The 18,888-nt window shown below is 66.1% G+C and carries 13 protein-coding genes; 6 read left to right on the forward strand and 7 right to left on the reverse strand.

What is annotated here, in order from left to right:
* Window positions 1–150: 150 nt before the first annotated feature.
* Window positions 151–930 carry an N-acetylmuramoyl-L-alanine amidase gene (locus AB0H76_RS31600; RefSeq protein ID WP_357330676.1) on the reverse strand — a complete coding sequence of 260 codons (780 nt, stop codon included), beginning with the start codon at window positions 928–930 and terminating at the stop codon, window positions 151–153.
* Window positions 931–1,192: 262 nt separating this feature from the next.
* Window positions 1,193–1,939 (reverse strand): hypothetical protein, encoded by a 747-nt coding sequence (locus tag AB0H76_RS31605; protein WP_357330677.1) that lies wholly within the window; start codon window positions 1,937–1,939, stop codon window positions 1,193–1,195.
* Between the two features lie 373 nt (window positions 1,940–2,312).
* Here AB0H76_RS31605 and AB0H76_RS31610 point away from each other — a divergent pair, with 373 nt between their 5' ends.
* The gene (locus AB0H76_RS31610; protein ID WP_357330678.1) at window positions 2,313–2,738 is read left to right on the forward strand and encodes a hypothetical protein; all 426 of its coding nucleotides are present in this window, start codon (window positions 2,313–2,315) and stop codon (window positions 2,736–2,738) included.
* Window positions 2,739–2,820: 82 nt separating this feature from the next.
* On the opposite strand, the gene AB0H76_RS31615 is transcribed toward AB0H76_RS31610, so the two are convergent.
* The 5 genes from AB0H76_RS31615 to AB0H76_RS31635 all read right to left on the reverse strand — a co-directional run bounded on the left by AB0H76_RS31615 (window position 2,821) and on the right by AB0H76_RS31635 (window position 8,000).
* On the reverse strand, window positions 2,821–4,458 hold the full coding sequence (locus AB0H76_RS31615) for a fatty acyl-AMP ligase (protein ID WP_357330679.1): 1,638 nt from the start codon (window positions 4,456–4,458) through the stop codon (window positions 2,821–2,823).
* A complete protein-coding gene (locus AB0H76_RS31620; protein WP_357330680.1) occupies window positions 4,455–4,727 on the reverse strand; it encodes a phosphopantetheine-binding protein in 273 nt (90 codons plus the stop codon). The genes AB0H76_RS31615 and AB0H76_RS31620 overlap by 4 nt, the downstream gene beginning before the upstream one ends.
* A gap of 60 nt (window positions 4,728–4,787) precedes the next feature.
* Window positions 4,788–5,618 (reverse strand): BTAD domain-containing putative transcriptional regulator, encoded by an 831-nt coding sequence (locus AB0H76_RS31625; protein WP_357330681.1) that lies wholly within the window; start codon window positions 5,616–5,618, stop codon window positions 4,788–4,790.
* A gap of 776 nt (window positions 5,619–6,394) precedes the next feature.
* On the reverse strand, window positions 6,395–7,180 hold the full coding sequence (locus tag AB0H76_RS31630) for a helix-turn-helix domain-containing protein (RefSeq protein ID WP_357330682.1): 786 nt from the start codon (window positions 7,178–7,180) through the stop codon (window positions 6,395–6,397).
* Between the two features lie 85 nt (window positions 7,181–7,265).
* Window positions 7,266–8,000, reverse strand: coding sequence for a hypothetical protein (locus AB0H76_RS31635; protein ID WP_357330683.1), 735 nt, complete (start codon window positions 7,998–8,000; stop codon window positions 7,266–7,268).
* A gap of 245 nt (window positions 8,001–8,245) precedes the next feature.
* Between AB0H76_RS31635 and AB0H76_RS31640 the strand changes: the two genes are divergently transcribed.
* The 5 genes from AB0H76_RS31640 (at window position 8,246) to AB0H76_RS31660 (ending at window position 18,838) form a co-directional block, all read left to right on the forward strand.
* Window positions 8,246–14,152 (forward strand): amino acid adenylation domain-containing protein, encoded by a 5,907-nt coding sequence (locus AB0H76_RS31640; protein WP_357330936.1) that lies wholly within the window; start codon window positions 8,246–8,248, stop codon window positions 14,150–14,152.
* A 339-nt stretch (window positions 14,153–14,491) separates the two neighbouring features.
* A complete protein-coding gene (locus tag AB0H76_RS31645) occupies window positions 14,492–15,559 on the forward strand; it encodes an acyl-CoA desaturase (RefSeq protein WP_357330684.1) in 1,068 nt (355 codons plus the stop codon).
* Between the two features lie 31 nt (window positions 15,560–15,590).
* The gene (locus AB0H76_RS31650; protein ID WP_357330685.1) at window positions 15,591–16,067 is read left to right on the forward strand and encodes a MarR family winged helix-turn-helix transcriptional regulator; all 477 of its coding nucleotides are present in this window, start codon (window positions 15,591–15,593) and stop codon (window positions 16,065–16,067) included.
* A 73-nt stretch (window positions 16,068–16,140) separates the two neighbouring features.
* Window positions 16,141–17,571, forward strand: coding sequence for an MFS transporter (locus AB0H76_RS31655; RefSeq protein WP_357330686.1), 1,431 nt, complete (start codon window positions 16,141–16,143; stop codon window positions 17,569–17,571).
* A 28-nt stretch (window positions 17,572–17,599) separates the two neighbouring features.
* On the forward strand, window positions 17,600–18,838 hold the full coding sequence (locus tag AB0H76_RS31660) for an SGNH/GDSL hydrolase family protein (protein ID WP_357330687.1): 1,239 nt from the start codon (window positions 17,600–17,602) through the stop codon (window positions 18,836–18,838).
* Window positions 18,839–18,888 lie beyond the last annotated feature (50 nt).

Raw genomic sequence — 18,888 nt, forward strand, 5'->3', positions numbered from 1 at the left:
TGGAGCCAGGGGCGGGACCGGGCGCCCAGTGCGCGGCGGCGTCTGCGACCGTGGACTTGCACGGGAGGCGGCGCGCAACGGGGCGGGCTTGAATGAAGCTGACCGGCTACTGCCGGGGGTACTGCGCGAGCGGGATGGCGCCCGTACGAATTAGGGGGTGGGCGGGATGAAGCGGCGTTCGAACTTGTCCAACCGGCCGATGACGTCGGCGAGGGCGTCGACCACGGTGCGGCCACCCAGCTGCGGCCAGCCGGCGAACTGGCCCAGGTCACGCTGTTCCAGACCGCACAGCTGTTCGCGAATGTCCTTGACATCGCTGCTGATCGGGCCGCAGAACTTGGTGATGAAGTCCTGGAGTTTGCTCACTTCTGAAGCGCTCATCGGCGCGTCCTTTCTCTCGATGAAAGCCGCGACGTCGCGGCGGAATTCGTCCATGTCGATGCCGGCGGGGTCGATTTTTCCTTCGCGGCTGTACTCGCGGTGGGCGACGCAGTCCTCGGCGGTGCGGCCGATGCGGGCCAGGATGGCGGCGCAGCCGCGTTTGTAGGCATCCAATTGTGCTGGGGTCCAGTCGGTTCCGTCGCCGCGGGAGACGGCCTCGATACCGATTACGTGGTAGTTGGCGTTGTCGGTGGGCCAGCCGGGCCAGGAGCCGCGGCCGGCGTGCCAGCACACTCCGGCGGCGATGACGCGGAAGGTGCCGTCGCGTTCCAGGACCAACTGAGCCAGCGGCCCCTCCAGATCGGGGCGGCCATATTGGACGATGCGCCAATCCTGGCTGCCGCCACCGGCCGTGTGATGACACAGCACACCGCGCAGGTCACGGAAGTCGCCATGCCCGCGGTCACGCCACCCTTCGTGCTCGATTACCCGCAGACCCGCTGCGCGCAGCACGTCGGCGAGCCAGATCGGATCTCCGGACCAAGACATCGTCGTTTCCTTTGCTTTATGTATTCGTTTGCGGGGATTTCGAATAGTCCCGCAGAGGGGTGAAGGCTCACATGTGATGAACTGACTTGGCGGGCAACGGAATAGCAGATATTCCGGATCGCCGCATTCGAACCTTCGGGCAGGACGAACGGTTCTGTATCGGTATCAATCCTGCGGCGTCAGCCTATCAGCGGAGGCGTGACGAACCCCGAAAAAATGTCCAACAGCGCAGGAAAACGGCCATTTCCAAATCCGCTCCGGATCAGGCGGATCGACGCAGGTCGCTTCGCTGAGCCGTGCACAGCTCGAGCACGTCGCCGAGTCGATACACGGTGCGGTTGCCGACGACTCGGCCGGTCAGTTTGCCGCGCCGGGCCCACTGCCTGATCCGCTCGGCGGTGATACGGCCGGCGCCGAACCCGTCGGGCACGATCCGGGCGAGTTCGGCTGCGGTGCCCATCATCTCGTAGGCCTGGTTCAGCAACTGACGGCGCTGCTGCCGCACCGAGACGACGATTCCGCAGCCACCGCATCGGACGATGTCGATATCCGGCTGGGAGTAGAGCCCCACACCGCACACACAATCGCCGATCCTCGACAGCGATTCCGGCCGGTCGATCGTGCGGTATGCCCCCTGAACCGCCCTGGCCAACGCGACGTCCAGACCGGCGAGTGCCTCCGAATCATCCGGGATCCGGGGCAAGTGCCGGGCGAGGAAGCGGACCTGATCGACGGAAGCCACCGGTGCGCGGTGGGCAACGGCGACCGCTACCCGCGCGGTGTAGCTGTTCAACACCATCTTGATGTCCCGATGTGCTTTAGCAGCACCGGTATTGAACGGCAGGGCCTGTTCCGTCTTCGTCGCGCGCACGTACCCCAGCGAACCCGCGGGTGCGAGGGAGTCCGCACGACTGAGAGTGATGTCGAGTTCGGCCAATAGCGCCGGAATCGCCTCGAGCGCTGCCATGACGGCGGCGCGACGCTCGGGACTCAGTGGTTCGGTGTACATCTGACCTTCTCGACTAGGGCGGAGGCCTGCGAGGGATACCGCAGGAAGATGGGTGGGCCGACCTCGGATAGCCATCCGAAAGCTTTGGCCCGCAGACACACTCGCGACGGAGTCGGCGCGAGGCAAGACAGACGAACGATACATCCAAACATACAATTAAGACAATATTAGATGTACCGCAGCGCGTAGACGATGGTTGAGCACTCCAGCAGGCCCCGAACTTCGACAGCAGAATGTCTGCGATATCTGCAGTAAATGTGTGTAAACGTAGGCAATCGATAGCATTCGTCTCCAAGTGCGTGGGAACTCGTAGCCGCGCGCCGACTATCGCCTGAATGCATACAACTAACATTTTTCGTTGTAATCTAGCGTGGTGAACGAACAACCCCCGTGCCTTGGACTCCCCGGCTTCCTGGAGCCCAAGGACACCAGCGGCTGGCAGGTACTGCCGGCAACAATCGCCGCGCAGGCACTGTGCCGGGACAGCTGCCCGCGCGACCTCTTTCTCGACTGCGCGCGTTCAGCTTTGAGCGCCGGCAACTCTGTCGGGGATGACCAGGACCGCGTCGCCGACGGGGTGGTGATGGCGGGAATCGTCTGCCGCGGCGACGCCCTGACCGGGAAAGCGCTCCGACGCGTCATCAAGCAGTACGCCGAAACACCCGCCAATAGACCCAGGCACTGCCTGAACTGCCACAAGCCCATGACTACTCGACGCCGCAAACTGCTCGGTCACGTCATTCACGAGAGTGGTGGACTATGCACCAGATGCCGTCGCGCGGAGCAACGATCGGCGTAGCCTAGCACCGACAACCGTGACAGACCCGCGGGAAGTGTTGAACAGCGCAGGTAGACGCGCATTTCCATCGATCGTTTCGGAATCAGCCTGCCGCTGTGACGATTGCGCGCGCACTGGATCGACGCAGCTTGCCAGACGTCGTTTTGGGGAGTGCGCCGGGAGCGAGAATGGCCACCGATCGCGGCGGGATACCCACCGCTCGGAAAACCTCCATGCTGATTGCACGCCGTAGTTGGAGCGCGCGGGATTCGTCTGCGTGCGAGTCGGATTCGGCGAGCACGGCGAACCCCTCACCGGCGCCGCCCGCACCGAGCGAGACGGCGACGCTGTTGCCGACCCGAACCCCTTCCACACGTTCGACCGCTCGCTCGATGTCAGTGGGATACAGATTGCGCCCAGAGATGATGATGACGTCTTTCCGGCGCCCGCAGATGACGGGTTCGCCGCCCTCGGTCAGGTATCCGAGGTCACCGGTTCGCAGCCAGCCCTCGGCGTCCTGGGCCGCGCGACTACCACGGGCGGTCAGGTACTCACTCGTCATACTGTCGCCACGCAGTTCGAATTCGCCCACCTGCCGGGTTCCGCGTGCGACCCCGGTAGTCGGGTCGACAACGCGTATCTCTATTCCGGCCAACGGCTTTCCGAGCTCGGCGTAGGCGACGCCTGTGGCCAGGGGTGCGGCGATGCCCTCGCCTTCGAGGACACGGCGGTCGACGTGATCGACCCGCAAACCGCTGCCCCGGTCCGGCGTAGAGACGGCGACCACGGCTTCGGCCAAGCCGTAGCACGGCGCCAATGCTGTTTCCGGCCAACCGAATCGGGCCGCTTGCCGGGTAAAGGTGTCCATCGCGGCGCAGTCGATCGGCTCGGCGCCGTTGACGGCCACCTGCATGCTCGACAGGTCGTAGGCGCGGTCGTCGGCGACGCGGTCGAGGCGATTCCCGAGCAACGCGTAGGCGAAGTTCGGGGCGCCGGTGAAGGTGCCCCGATAGCGGCTGATCAGCTGCGCCCACAGCAAGGGGTCGCGCAGGAAATCGGCGGCGGTGATGCTAACCAACTCGACACCGGCGAGCATGGGCATGGCCAGGAAGGTGATCATGCCCATGTCGTGCGACAACGGCAGCCACGAGATCATGACCTCATCGGCGGCCGTGGTCAGACCGGAGCGCTCCATCATCGCGGTGATGTTTGCGTAGAGGTTGCGGTGGGTGATGACGATGGCCTTGGGGTCGCCGGTAGAACCCGAAGACAGCTGGAGCAGGGCCGCATCGTCCTCCGCCGGGGCGGCTGGTTCGGCCGCCGGACCGGACGCGAGGTGGCCGACGTGCACTACCGGGACCGGCAGTCCGCCCTCCGCCAGGGCGGTGTCGAACGACGAGCCCACGATCAGCACGTCGGCGTCGATCATCGCCAGCACGCCCGCTGTCGCCGCGACCCACTGCCCGAGATCTGTGCGGGCGGTGGGCAGCTGCAGCATGGTGAATGCCGCGCCACGCATCCAGATCGCCTGCACCACCGGTGCGATATCGGCAGGGTCCTCCATCAGGACGGCAACTCGTCCGCCCGGCTCGACGTGCGACGCCAGGGCGCCGGCCATCCTTCTTGCCAGTTGGTGCACGTCGCCCCAGGTACGGCGACTGGGAGCCGACGGCTCCCCCGTCACCATCCCGCGGGCGGTACTCGTAGCCGTCCGGTACAGGCGGTCGGTGAAGCTGCTCACCGACCGCCTGACTCAGGTTCTGCCGCGCCTCGGCCGGCTACACACTCTTCGATCAGTTCGGTCAAGTCGCCGAAGGTCATGCATGCCATGGCCGCGCGTTCGGGCGGGGTGATGCCGAAGCGGGCCTCGATCGAGGACATGGTGATCTTGAATGCGAGGGAGTCGAACGCCAGGTCAGCGACCAGGTAGGTCTGTGGCGTCAGTTGGCTTGCTTCGATCTTGAGGTCTTCGACAAAAAGCTGCGTCAACTGCTCCGCGGTACTCGCCATGCGTGTGGTTCTAGCAGCGCACGGTTATTAGCCGGTTAAGGTTTGTGGCCATCGGCTTCCTCAGATCGCGGTGCACTGTTCATCGACGGCCGTCGAGGCACGCCGCCGCCGTCTGGGCCGTCGGCTCCGGCCGATACCGCGGGGCTCCGAGAGATCACCGTTGCGGGCTCGGTGCAGCAGTCTCCGGGTCTCCTCCTGCGGGGAAGCGTCGAGTTCGCGGGCGAGCCGGCCGACACAGAGTTCGTACCAGTAGTTCACCTGATCGAGCTCGGCGCGCCGACCATGAACCAGAATCATCGCCTGAAAGGCGCGTTCCTCGGTCGGGTCCAGCTCCAGCATTCGACGGGCATGCTGAATCGCCGTTACCGCGTCATCGACATCGTTGGCGTGTCGCAGCAAACGGCCGAGCGCGTGCATCATCTTGGCCCGCAACCACTCTCGCTGTTCCAGCACCCATTCTTCGCCCCGGCCGTCCATGAAGTCCCCCTGGTAGAGGTCGACCGCCCGGCTGTAGCAGTCGAGCGCGGCATCCACGGCCCCGTGCCGGGAGGCTTCGCTGGCCGCACGGCACAACCGCTCGAATTCATGGATGTCCGCTCGGACGCGCTCGCCGAGCTCCAATCGGTAGCCGCCCTCCCCGCTGCCGATCCGCAAGAAGTCACGTTCCGCACCGAAGGCGGCGTCGAGGGCTCGGCGCAACGAATGGACTAGCACCTTCAACGCCGTCGGACCGGCGGGCCGCTCCGGCTCCGGCCACAGCAATTGCTCGAGGCGGGGCCGGCTCACCAACCGGCCATGATTGATCAACAGAAATGCGAACAGATTCGTGCATTTCTTCGATCTCCACGGGATCATCTCGGCGCCTTCGAACCCGATCTCGAAGGCGCCCAACAGTCTTACGACCACCGACCCCGATTGCGTATGCTCCACTGACACCCATTCCATACTTGATTTCCGCGCCCCAACTCCGGCACCCGGATGGGCAGACGATACTGACCAGAACCCCAAGGAACTTATTTCTGGAACTGGTGTTCGATTACACCGGCATTCATTAGACCGGGCCAGCCGGAAACAATTCCGAAATGATCTTCAGGCCGCACGTCCGGATGCTCGATAACATCCGTAGCAGCGACCACCGCTGCCATGCAGGACATGCCCGGGCCGGCGACGCCTACGCGTGCACATCGGTCGTTCACAGTCGGTGCACCGACGATCGGGCCCGTCGGAGTCCTGCGCCTCAGCAGCCAAGATCCTGCGCAGAATACGCGCTGTTGCCGCGTCACCTCGGCAGACGACGCCGGCCATCACCACACCGTCCGCGACGTGCGGCCGGCCGATCTCGTCGAAGATCTCACCGGCCCGAAGCGCCGATTCCGCGCAATCGCGAAACCGCTCGGGCGGACAGGAATTCCGGCAAATATTTTGCGCGGCAACGGTTTCTGGATGGACGGGCCAATTACGCAAGGTACTACGCTGAATGAATCCTCGGATTCCGAAGCAGGGCGGTAGGACAGGGTTCGACGACATTAGGGGATCTCCTGAGAGCGAATTGGCGCATGCTCGACTACCGCATCGCCAGCAATTGCCTGGATGCGGGCACGTACAACGGAGATGCGCCGAGAGAAGAATTCGGTAGCCGGTCAGCAGGCTGGACCGGCGGCAGCGGCCTAGTCGGCCTGGGGCTTGATGAGTTCGACCGGACCCGAGTAAGGACGAACGACTCCCACGCACAGGTGCAACCGGTCCAGACGGGCAGCGACCGACTGCAGTTGCATGATCACGGTGACCGGTCCCGTGGCGGTATAGATGTGCTGGGGCTCGTCGACCGCGCGATCGAAGCCCACCTCGCGACGCATCCAGATCTCGACGAAATCGGGATCTTTGGCCAGCTCGTTCAGCAGCACCGCCCCGAGGGCGGGGTTGCCGAAGTGGGCCAGAATGCCGCGCATTCTGGAGACGGTGCCCGTCACCTCGGTGTCCCAGTTCACGATCGTCTTGCGGCCGATGGCACTGAACTGCCAGAGCAGGATGTTGCCGGCCTCCACGCGACCTGGGAAAAGCTCCCGGTAGGCAGCGTTGGCGGCGACGACGGTCCAGCTCTCGTTGCAGTACGCGGCGGGCTGGGGCATCAGATCGTCGAGCATCGCACGCTCGTCCGCGGTCGCATCGAATCGGAGCTCGGTGGGGAGCCACGGCCGGGGCTTGTGCACGCGGGTCAGCTCGTCCAGGTGCCGGCGCTGATCCTCATGGTTGAGGTCGAGCGCGCGGGCGAGTGAATTCAACGAGGACTCCGTGAGACTCAGTTGTTCACCGGTCTCGAGTTTCTGAATCGTGCGGGCCGCCAGATGCGCGCGACCCCCCAGGGCCGCTCGGGTCAGCTTCAGGCGCTTGCGATGAAAGGCGACATAGTCGGCCAGGGTCGGCAGGGGCACGGTCAACTCACCGTGGGACACGAGCACTCCTCCGACCGCACCTGCGCGGAAACATAACAACTGGTCTGTACTTCTAAATGGTAACGCCTGTGGAACACGGCTCAGGTCACCGGCAGCCGGAGACGAGGGCCAGAACATCACCGACGCGATACAGGGTTCGACCATCCACCGAGTGGGCGGCCAATTTGCCGCGCACCGCCCACTGCCGAATTCGATCGGCGGTGATACGGGTCTCACCCATCCACGGCAACAATCGAGCCAGTTGCGCCGCGGTGGCAAGCTTGTCGGCCGCGCGGACCAACGCCGTAGCGCGTACATCGGCAGCCGAATGGGTTCGCCCGCAGCTCTCACAGGCCAGGACATCCCGGATTTCGGCAGCGTAGAGCGGGGCACCACAGCCGCAACGGCCGAGGACGCGGTGCACCTCCGGTCGATCGATAGCCGCCCGGGCGACACGCACCGCTCGCGCGACGTCCCCGATGCCCGCCCATACAGCCGAATCGTCCGGCAGATCCGGCAAGCACGCGGACGCGAACAAAACGCGGTCCCGCGGCGCCGCGGGCGCGGGCTGGCCGACAACCGCCGACATCTGGGCCACGACGCGGCCGAGGATGTCCAGGAGGAGCGCTCGCGCGTCTGCGGCGACCTTGTCGTAGGGCAGGATCGGCTCCCGGCCCTTGATCGAAGTTCGCCCACCGACCGACTGCGTGCCGCGAGCATCGGATCGCGACATCGTCGTCTCGAGCTCGACGAGCAGACCCGGTATAGCGAAGAGGCTTTGCGTAGCCGCGGTGTTTCGAGTCACGTGAGCGGCGGCGCGGTGATGCTGTGTGCTGGTCATAGCGACGAGTGAAGCGTTAGCGAGCCCTCCTGCACAAGTAAACATTTTGACCCTAAATGGGGTTAATTCGCCGCGTAACGCCCGGTCAGAGCATGTGCCATCGAAGGGATCCGCGCTGACCGTTTCATAACCGAGGGGTAACCAGAACTGTCTACCCTGACGTCGAGCCATGCGGATGAGTAAGGGGTTTTGGGACTGTGTCGGGGTCGGCGAGCGACGAGAGGGCTGGGTGCGAGCCGATCGCGGTGGTGTCGATGAGTTGCCGCTTCGGCGGCGGGGTGCACTCGGTCGAGGCCATGTGGGACACCATGGTCTCGGGCCGCGACACCGTCTCGGAGTTGCCCGGCGATCGAGGCTGGGACCTGCCGCACCTGGTAGGTGCCGAAGGGCGCCGCGCTGCCAGCTCCACGAAATTCGGTCACTTCCTGAGTGAAGCAACAACTTTCGATGCCGAATTCTTCGGAATCAGCCCTCGGGAGGCCGTGGCGATGGAGCCGCAGCAGCGGCTGCTGCTCGAAACATCCTGGGAGGCGATCGAACGCGGCGGTATCGATCCGCGATCGTTGCGCGGGAGTCGGACAGGGGTCTATTTCGGGCTGATCCAGGCCGAGTACGGGCCACGGATGGCGGACATGACGCGGACCAAGGGCTATCTGGACACCGGCGTCGCGGCGAGCGTGGCCTCCGGCCGTGTGGCCTATGTGCTAGGCCTGCGCGGGCCGTCTCTCAGCATCGATACCGCCTGCTCGTCGTCACTGGTGGCGATCCACACCGCGATCAGGGCATTGCGATCGGGCGAGTGCTCGATGGCGCTGGCCGGCGGCGGGACCATCCACAGCACGGCCAGCCTGTTCGCCGGTTTCTCCGTGCTGCGCGTGTTGTCCAAGGATGGCACGACGCGCCCATTCTCTTCTACCGCAACAGGTTTCGGACTGGGCGAAGGCATCGGGGTCGTGCTCTTGGAGCGACTCCGCGATGCGCAACGGCTGGGGCATCCGGTGCTGGCGGTGCTGCGCGGCAGCGCCGTCACCTCCGACGGAGCATCGGCATCATTGAGTACACCCGACCGATACGCCCAGCAGGAGACCATCGAGTACGCGCTGGCCGATGCTCGACTGAGCACAGCCGATATCCAAGTCGTCGAGGCACACGGCACCGGCACCGAAGTCGGTGATCCGACCGAGGTCGCGGCGCTGGCCGCGACCTACGGAAGGGTGCGCACTACCGATCGCCCATTGTGGATCGGATCGCTGAAATCGAATTTCGGTCACACCCAGGCGGGTTCGGGAGTCGCCGGCGTGATCAAGATGGTCGAATCGATCCGTCGCGGAATTCTGCCTGCGACAGCACATTACGACCTACCGTCACCGGCGATCGATTGGTCGGCGGGCACGGTGCGGGTGGCGAACGAACTCGTCGCCTGGCCCGCCGAGCCCGAGGCGCCTCGACGGGGGGCGGTTTCCTCGAACGGCATCAGTGGCGTGAACTGCCACGTCGTCATCGAACAGGCGCCCGCGACCGCCGATCCCGTAGTGTTCCCCCGCCGCGAACCCCCGATCGTGCCGCTGGTGCTCTCCGCCCGCACCGACGCCGCGCTCAACGCCCGGGCGGCTCAGTTGTCCGCCCACCTGCAACGCCGGCCACAGCTGCGAGCCGCCGACGTCGGGTACACGCTGGTCACCGGCCGGTCGGAGTTCGCCAAGCGCGCAGTGGTTCTCGGCGCGGACACCGCCGAGCTGATCGCCGGCTTGGCCGAGGTGCACGCCACGTCCGCACCGGCGGATGCCTCCGGGGGCGTCGTCTTCGTCTTCCCCGGCCAGGGGCCGCAGTGGCAGGGGATGGCGCTCGAATTACTCGATACAGCACCGGCTTTCGCGGAGCACGTAACCCGTTGCGAGGAGGTTCTCGCGGAGTTCGTGGACTGGTCGGTCACCGATGTGCTGCGTAGCGCGCGCCACGCGCCGCCCATGGAACAGGTGGATGTCATCCAGCCCGTGTTGTTCACGGTGATGGTGGCGTTGGCGCGGATGTGGGAGCAGTTCGGCGTACGACCCGCCGCGGTCATCGGCCACTCGCAGGGCGAAATAGCCGCCGCCCACCTCGCGGGAGCACTGACACTGCGCGAGGCCGCTCTGGTGGTGGCACATCGCGGCAAAGTCATGGCGCGGGTCACCGGCAATGGCGCCCTGGTGTCCGTCCCGCTACCCGCCGCCGAGGCCGGCGCACTTCTCGATGGCGCGCTCTCGGTGGCGTGCGTCAACAGTCCCAGCTCTTGTGTGTTATCCGGCAGCACTGCCGATGTCGTGCGACTGCTGCGATATTGCGACGCCAACGACATCGATGCGCGACAGGTCCCCGCCTCCGTGGCTTCGCATTCCCCGCTTGTCGAGCCGCTGCGCGCGGCAATCGAGGACACGCTGGCGACCGTCATTCCTCGCAGCTGTGCCATCCCGTTCTTTTCCACGGTTACCGGTGATCTGCTCGACACCGTGCACCTCGATGCCCACTACTGGTATCGCAATACCCGCGAGACTGTTCGTTTCGAGAGTGCGGTGCGTGCCGCGTACAGCGGTGGTGCCAGGGTGTTTCTGGAAGTCAGCGCGCATCCGGTGCTCAGCCTCAGCGTGCACGAAACCATCGCGGCCATGGACGCGGAGGCCGGCCGGCCCGCGGCGACAGCGGTCGTCGCCACAGTACGACGCGACGACGGTGGGCTCCGCCGATTTCTGACCTCGGCAGGTCAGCTGTATTCGGCCGGTGTCGCGGTGGATTGGCATGCCAGCTTCTCCGGTGCGGGTGCACACCTGGTCGACCTTCCGACTTATCCCTTTCAGCGCCAGCGATTTTGGATGATGCCCGAGGAGGGAGTGAAACTCCCCGGCATCCCGCCGCGCGAGTTCGCGGCGCCCGCACTGCCGCCGATCATCGAAAAACCGACTCGGCGGCCAGATCTCGTCGTGCAGCAGGCGGTAGCGGCGGTGCTCGGATACGGCGGCGATGATCTGCCCGCCGGCACCGCGACATTCAGCGAGCTCGGGATCGACTCGCTGGCTTCGCTGGAGCTGCGCAACCGGCTGGAAGTTGCGACGGGGGTCCGATTCGAGGTCGCCGACCTTGTCGATCACCCCACCCCGGCCGCGCTCGCCGAGCGGCTCCGCATCAATCTCTCCGGAGAGAGCCCCACCCGATCCACCTGGCCGTTGACGCCCTACCAGGCCGATCTCGTCGTGGTCGGCGCACGCTATCCGGAACTGCCGGTTGTCCAGGCCGCGCACTACATTCGCGTCGGCGGCGCGACCGACGTCGATCGTCTACGTGCGGTGCTCCTCGATTTGCAACGTCGGCACGACGCCCTGCGCCTGCGATTCGACATCGACGCCGTGCCGCCACGACAGACCCTGGCCGTCACACCCGCGGCAGTCGGTTTCGTGGACTTTCGTGACAGCCCGGATCCTGCTGCAGCCCTTGCACAGTGGACACAGAGACGCATCGCTGTGGTGCTACCGCTCGACGGACCGCAGAGTGAGTTCACCATCCTGCGCGATAGCGGCGACTCCTTGATCGTGTTCAGCCGGTTCCACCACGCGGTGAGCGACGGCTGGTCATCGGTCGTGATCGCGCGGGAGATCTCCGCCGCCTACAGCGGCATCGCACCACCCGAGTCCGTCCCCAGCTTTCTTTCGCTGCTCGACGGATACCGGCGCTACCGCGAATCCGGCGCATGGACCATCGACCGCGATGCGCTCGTCGAACGGTTCCTACCGCTCGCACCCGCGCTATTCACCCGCGACGCAACCAGTACCGGCCTGCGTCGCTATGCCCGGAGTTTCCAGCGGACAGCTGTAGCGGGCGTGCGCGCAACAGGTTCGGTGGTAGCGCTCACGCTCGCGGCTGTCGGTATCCAGCTTCACCGACTGCACGAGCGTGGCGACATCATTGTCGGCATCACCCTGCTCAACCGCGAGACGCCCGCCGAGCTGTCGATAGTCGGTGATCTCACCAATATTCTCCCCGTGCATATTCCGGTCGACGAGGCGGCGACACTCATCGATCTCGGCAGCCTGGTCGAAGCACAGGTGCGCGAGCTACAGGGACGCCAGCGATTCCCGTTCGGGGACTTGCTGCGCGCTCTGCGCGAGCACACCGGCACGACTCCGCGATTGTTCGATATTCGACTGACCTACAACAAGATTCCAGACGGCGAGTACGCGGAACGACTGCGGCGTGATGTGTCGACACTCGCGGCCGGCTACGCCTTGGACGCGATGACCATCGTGATCAGCGAGTACGCCTACGACGGCACCATCGATCTCGAAATCTTCTATGACCCGGCAACTTTCGACCAACCGACCTTCGGTCACGCCCTGCGCGGAGTCCTCGCGACGCTGACCGGTCACCGCAATGAATTGGCCAGTACACCTGTAGACCTCGAGACCACCTCGACGCTCTCCACCTTGCTCACAGGGGTGGCCGCGCGCAACCCGAACCGGACGGCACTGACCTGGAGGAACGCGGCCGACCAGACCGAAGCGCTCACATACCGTGACTTTCACAACCGCGTCCATACTCTCGCGGCATCTTTGCGCGAACGTGGTCTTCGCGCCGAAGAATTCGTCCCCGTCCTGCTGCCACGCTCGCCGGAGTTGCTCATCGCGATCCATGCTGTGCTGGCGGCCGGCGCCGCCTATGTGCCGATTTCGCCGGACTACCCAGAGCGGCGCATTCACGCACTGCTGGCAGATGCCGGCGCCCGCTTCCTGATCGGCGATCCGGACAACACTTCCGGATTCGGTGTCGACGTCATCGCGCCGGACACTCGTCCGACGGGGCACACCGAGCCGCTACCAGGGCGACCAACCGACCTGGCGTACATGATCTATACCTCCGGCTCCACCGGCATGCCGAAAGGAGTGCTGATCGAGCACCGGTCGGTTGTCAATCTCATGGCATGGATGCAGCAGCATTATTTATTGACCGAGTCCGACGTGATCCTGCACAAGACGCCGCACACCTTCGATGTGTCCGTGCCAGAAATGTTCTGGTCCACCCAGTTCGGCGTCGAGGTGGCGGTCCTCCGCGAGGGCGCGCACAACGACCCGCGTCAGATCATCGAGGCCGTCGACCGGCACCGCGTCACAGTGGTCCAGTTCGTGCCGTCGATGTTCGGCCCCTTCCTCGACGAACTCGAAGCAGCACCGGATAGGCTTCGCCGAGTACGCGCCTTGCGCTACATCCTCTGCGCCGGTGAAGTTCTGCCGCCCGCACTGGTCCGCCGTTTCGGCGAGCTGTTTGCCGCCGCCGGTCTCGACAGCGTCGTCCTGGCCAATCTGTACGGACCCACCGAGGCGACGGTGTACTCCTCGTACTTCGACATCACCGTGGCCGATGCCCGCAAGGCAGTGCTCGTGCCCATCGGCAAACCGATCGACAACGTCGTGATCACGGCTGCAGCGACCGGGACCAGCGGGCAGCTCACCATCGCCGGCACGGGGTTGGCCCGTGGCTATCACCGGCGCGAAGAGCTGACCGCTGAGGCCTTCACCACCACCGGCGGCGCGCGCGGCTATCGAACCGGCGATGTCGCGCGCCTGAACGCCGCGGGCGATCTCGAATACCTCGGCCGCCTCGACGACCAGGTCAAGATCCGCGGCAACCGGGTCACCCTCGGGGAAGTCACCAGCCATCTCGCCGATTGCCCCGGCATCAGCGCTGCCGCGGTTCTCGACGACACCACCGCGACCGGCGCGACCATTCTGGTCGCGTACTACTCCGGGGTCGCCACACCAGGCGAAATCGCCGGCTTCCTTCGCGACCGCCTACCCGGCTACGCACTCCCCACTGTCTTCGTCCCCCTGCCCTCGCTCCCGCGCACCCATAACGGCAAAGCCGACCTCAGCGCTCTCCGGAGCCTGCGCCATCGATCACGAAACACGCAGTCGCGCAGTGCGACCGAGGCGATCCTCGCCGAGGCCTGGGCCGAGGTTCTAGGCACCGCGCCCCACCCGGATGACGACTTCTTCACCACCGGAGGCGACTCCATCTCCGCCCTTCAGCTCCGTGCGGCGATCGAACGGCGAGGCCTGGCGCTAACCCTCAACGACCTCTTCACGAATCCGTCGATCGCGGAACTGGCCAGAGTGTTGTCGTCGTAGGCCCGAAGTCCCGGCGACGGATTCACGCTGACGTCCAGCGGATAGCTCCCCCGTCTCGTAGACTGCGACCAGGATTCGAAGTGATACCGCTGATTTCGCTGTCGACAACACACGTTGCCGGCGCTACGGCCGTATCTGGACGTAAATCCGTTGCAGCACATGCTTGATCGCGGGCGTCTCATCTCGGAAGTCGGTCGCGAGCCGACTCCAGTCAGGATTGTTAGTGGTTTCGAATTCTCCGCGGGGGCCGTGGGCACGCGCCGATCTCACACCGCAGTGCTATTGCCTGTCATACCAAGGGGTTACAGGTAACGAGAATTCGGCCGTTAGCTTCAGGAGATGACGAAACCCGCCATGGTTCCCGAGTCCGCTCCCCGGCCACCGCGGCGCGGCGCCGACGGTGATTACGCCCGCCTGTTGCGCCGTATTTCCGAGGCGGGGCTGATGAACCGCCGGCCTGTCTATTACGCCGTCCGCCTCAGTCTGGTCGGGCTGGCGTTCGTGGGTGGCTGGGTGGCGTTCGCGCTGGTCGGCGACTCGTGGTGGACGTTGCTGGTCGCGGCGGTGATGGCGGTGACGTTCGCGCAGGTCGCGCTGGTCATGCACGATGTGGCGCATCGCCAGGTCTTCCGGCTACGGCGGCCGACGGAGCTGACGGGGCGGATCGTCGGCAACGCCGGCATCGGGCTGGGCTATGGCTGGTGGCAGGACAAGCACACTCGCCATCACGCGAACCCGAATCATGAGGAACTCGATCCCGATGTCGCGCCCGACATTCTGGTCTGGTCCCAGCAGCAGGCGCGGTCCAGCCGTGGTGTGGCCCGGTTGCTCGGGCGGGCGCAGGCGTTCCTGTTCTTCCCGCTACTGCTGCTGGAGGGCTTGAACCTGCATGTGGCGGGCGTGCGCGCGCTGAAGAATCGTTCGGTCAAGCATCGCGGCCTGGAGGGCGCACTGCTGTTCGGCCACTTCGCGCTCTATCTGGGCGCGCTGTTCGCGGTGCTGCCCGCGGATAAAGCGTTCGCGTTCCTCGCCGTCCACCAGGGCCTGTTCGGCCTGTACATGGGGTGCATCTTCGCGCCGAACCACAAGGGCATGCCGACGCTGACCGGCGACGATCGGCCCGACTATCTCCGGCGCCAGGTGCTGACCTCCCGCAATGTGCGCGGCGGTCTGCTGACCGATGTCGCGCTGGGCGGGCTCAACTATCAGATCGAGCACCATCTGTTCCCGAGCATGCCGACGCCGAATCTGCGGCACGCCCGGCTGATCGTGCGGGACTACTGCGCCGAGATCGGCGTGGCCTATCACGAGACCGGACTGCTCTCCTCCTACGGCGAAGCGCTGCGGCACATGCATCATGTCGGCGCCCCGCTGCGCTCTCCCGACCGGGAGCATGCGGAGGTGTGAAGATTATCCGCAACGAAACTATGATGGGTGCATGACCGCACTGGCACCCAAGCGCGATGCGCCCGACCTGTCGTTCCTACTCGACCACACGAGCCATGTGCTGCGCACCCGGATGGCGGCGGCGCTGGCCGAGATCGGCCTGACCGCGCGCATGCATTGCGTGCTGGTGCACGCCCTCGAGCAGGAGCGCACCCAGATTCAGCTCGCGGAGATCGGCGACATGGACAAGACCACCATGGTGGTCACCGTCGACGCGCTCGAGAAGGCCGGGCTGGCCGAGCGCCGGCCCTCGAGTACGGATCGGCGGGCGCGGATCATCGCGGTCACCCCGGAGGGGGCCAAGGTCGCCAAGCGGAGTCAGAAAATCGTCGACGGGGTGCATCGGGATGCCCTGGAGGCGCTGCCGCAGGGCGATCGCGACAACCTCTTGCACGCCTTGAATTCCCTGGCAGAAGGACATCTCGCGGCACCGGCGGAGGCGTCGGCGGCGCGGCGCGCGCGGCAATAATCCACTGACATATTGTCTGCAACGGAACTATCTAGTACGGTCTCTCTTGTTGGTTTCGAACGGGAGAAGACCTATGACAATGTCCAAGCGCCTCGCCCTCGCCGTCCTCTCGGCGTCGACGTTGATGACCATCCTCGACGGCAGCATCGTGACCGTGGCGATGCCCGCGATCCAGAACGATCTGGGCTTCACCGCGGCCGGGCTGAGCTGGACGGTGAACGCCTACCTGATCGCCTTCGGCGGACTGCTGCTGCTGGCCGGACGACTGGGTGACCTGATCGGCCGCAAGACCATGTTCCTCACCGGCAACGTGGTTTTCACGGCCGCCTCGCTGCTCGCCGGCGCGGCCACCTCGCCGGAGATGCTGATCGCCGCCCGCTTCCTGCAGGGCGTGGGTAGCGCTCTCGCCTCGTCGGTGGTGCTGGGCATCCTGGTCACCTTGTTCACCGAGAATCGGGAGCGGGCCAAGGCCATCGGGATCTTCAGTTTCACCGGCGCGGCCGGCGCCTCCATCGGCCAGGTGCTGGGCGGTGTGCTCACCGACGCGCTGAACTGGCACTGGATCTTCCTCATCAACGCGCCGATCGGGCTGGTGACCATCGCGCTGGCGGTGAAGGCCCTGCCCAATGATCGGGGTATCGGGCTGGCCGCGGGTGCGGACGCGCTCGGTGCGCTGCTGGTGACCGGTGGACTCATGCTGGGCATCTACACCGTGGTGAAGATCGAGGAGCACGGCTGGACCTCCGCGCACACGCTGGGCCTCGGTGCGGTCGCGGCCGGTCTGCTCGCCGCCTTCGTCCGGCGTCAGCAGACCGCGCGGACCCCGCTGCTGCCGCTGCGAATCTTCCGCTCCCGCAATGTTTCCGGCGCCAATATCGTGCAGATGCTGACGCTGTCGGCGATGTTCGCCTTCCAGATCATCGTCGCGCTGTACATGCAGAAGGTGCTGGGCTACAGCGCGCTGGCCACCGGGCTGGCCATGCTGCCCGCGGCCGTCGCCATCGGCGGGGTGTCGCTGTTCGCCTCGGCGCGCTTGATCGCCCGCTTCGGCGAGCGTGCCGTGCTGGTCGCCGGACTGGTGCTGCTGCTGGCCGGAATGAGCTGGCTGACCAGGCTTCCGGTGCAGGCCTCCTATGTCGTGGATCTGCTGCCGATGATGGTGCTGATCGCCGGTGGCGGGCTGGTGCTGCCCGCGCTGGCCACGCTGGGCATGTCCGACGCGGATGCCGAGGACGCCGGGCTGGCGTCCGGGTTGTTCAACACCACGCAGCAGGTCGGCATGGCGCTGGGTATCGCCGTGCTGTCCACCCTCGCCGCCTCCCGCACCGGGAGCCAGGTGGTCGCGGGCGCTTCCGAGGCCGCGGCGCTGACCAGTGGTTACCGCTTGGCCTTCACCGTCGCCGCCGGGCTGCTGGCCGCCGCGCTGGTGGTCACCCTGACCGTGCTGCGCCGACCGGCCGCCACCGTCGCCGCGCCCGACCAACTCGCTGTGCCCGCGCTCTGACATCCCCTGCTGCTGAACGGACTTCGTCATGCGTCTTCTTCGAGCCCTGGTCGTCAGCCTCTTCCTGCTCGTCGCCGCCGTCACCGCACCCGCGGTGACGGCGGCGGGGGCCGGATGGACCTCCGTGTGGACCACCTCGGCCCAAATGCCGAGTAAGACAATGGGACCCAGCTGGTCCCTCGAGGGATTCTCGAATCACACGCTGCGGCAGGTCATCCGGGTGAGCCAGGGTGGTCTCGCCACCCGGGTGCGGCTGACCAATCGATACGGCACCGGCACACTGGCGATCGCCGGTGGCACGGTCGCGGTGACCGGCACCGGCGCGGACATTCGACCGGACACCCTGCGGCCCTTGACCTTCGGCGGTGCAGCGGAGTTCCGGATCCCGGCCGGGGCCGAGCTCGCGACCGATCCGGTGCCGCTGCCGGTCGCGCCGTTCCAGTCACTGACCATCACGCTCCACCTCGCCGCGCCGACCGGCCCCGCGACCCACCACGCACAGGCCCTCACCACCAGCTACCGCGCCACCGGCGACCATCGTGCGGACGCGGCGGGCACCGCCTTCACCGAGACCACGCAGTCCTGGTACTACCTCTCGGGCGTCGAGGTCTTCGAGGTGCTGCCGCAGCGCTCCGGCGTGGTCGCCTTCGGCGACTCCATTACCGAGGGCGTCGGCTCGACCGTCGGCGCGGACAACCGGTACCCCGACGAATTGGCCGAACGTCTTGCCGCCGAGGGCATTCCCCGCGCGGTCATCGACCAGGGCATCGGCGGCAACCGGCTCACCGTCGACTCGTCCTGGCTGGGTGCGAGTGCGCAGCGCCGCTTCCAGACCGACGTTCTCGAGCAGCCGGGCGTGGGCACCGTCATCATCCTCGCGGGCATCAACGACATCGGGCTCAGCGCCGCGGGCCCGGGAGCGGCCGACACCGTCGTGCCCGTCTCCACCGACCAGCTCGTAGCCGGGCATCTCGACCTGATCCGCCGGGCCCGCGCCAAGGGCCTTCGAGTCATCGGCGCCACCCTGACCCCGATCGACGGCTCGCCCTACTTCTCCCCCGCCGCCGAGTCCGCCCGCCAAGCCCTCAACAGCTGGATCCGCACCGCCGGCGCCTACGACGCCATCGTCGATTTCGATGCCGCACTGCGTGATCCGGCCAACCCCCGGCGCTTCGCCCCGCAGTTCGACAGCGGCGATCACATCCACCCCGGCGACGCGGGCTACGCCGCCATGGCCGCCGCGGTGAACCCGGCCGATTTCGGCTGACACGGTTAACGCGATCGATACCCGCACGAACATCCCGGACACACCGGTCA

Source organism: Nocardia sp. NPDC050712, assembly GCF_040654295.1.
GTDB lineage: Bacteria > Actinomycetota > Actinomycetes > Mycobacteriales > Mycobacteriaceae > Nocardia.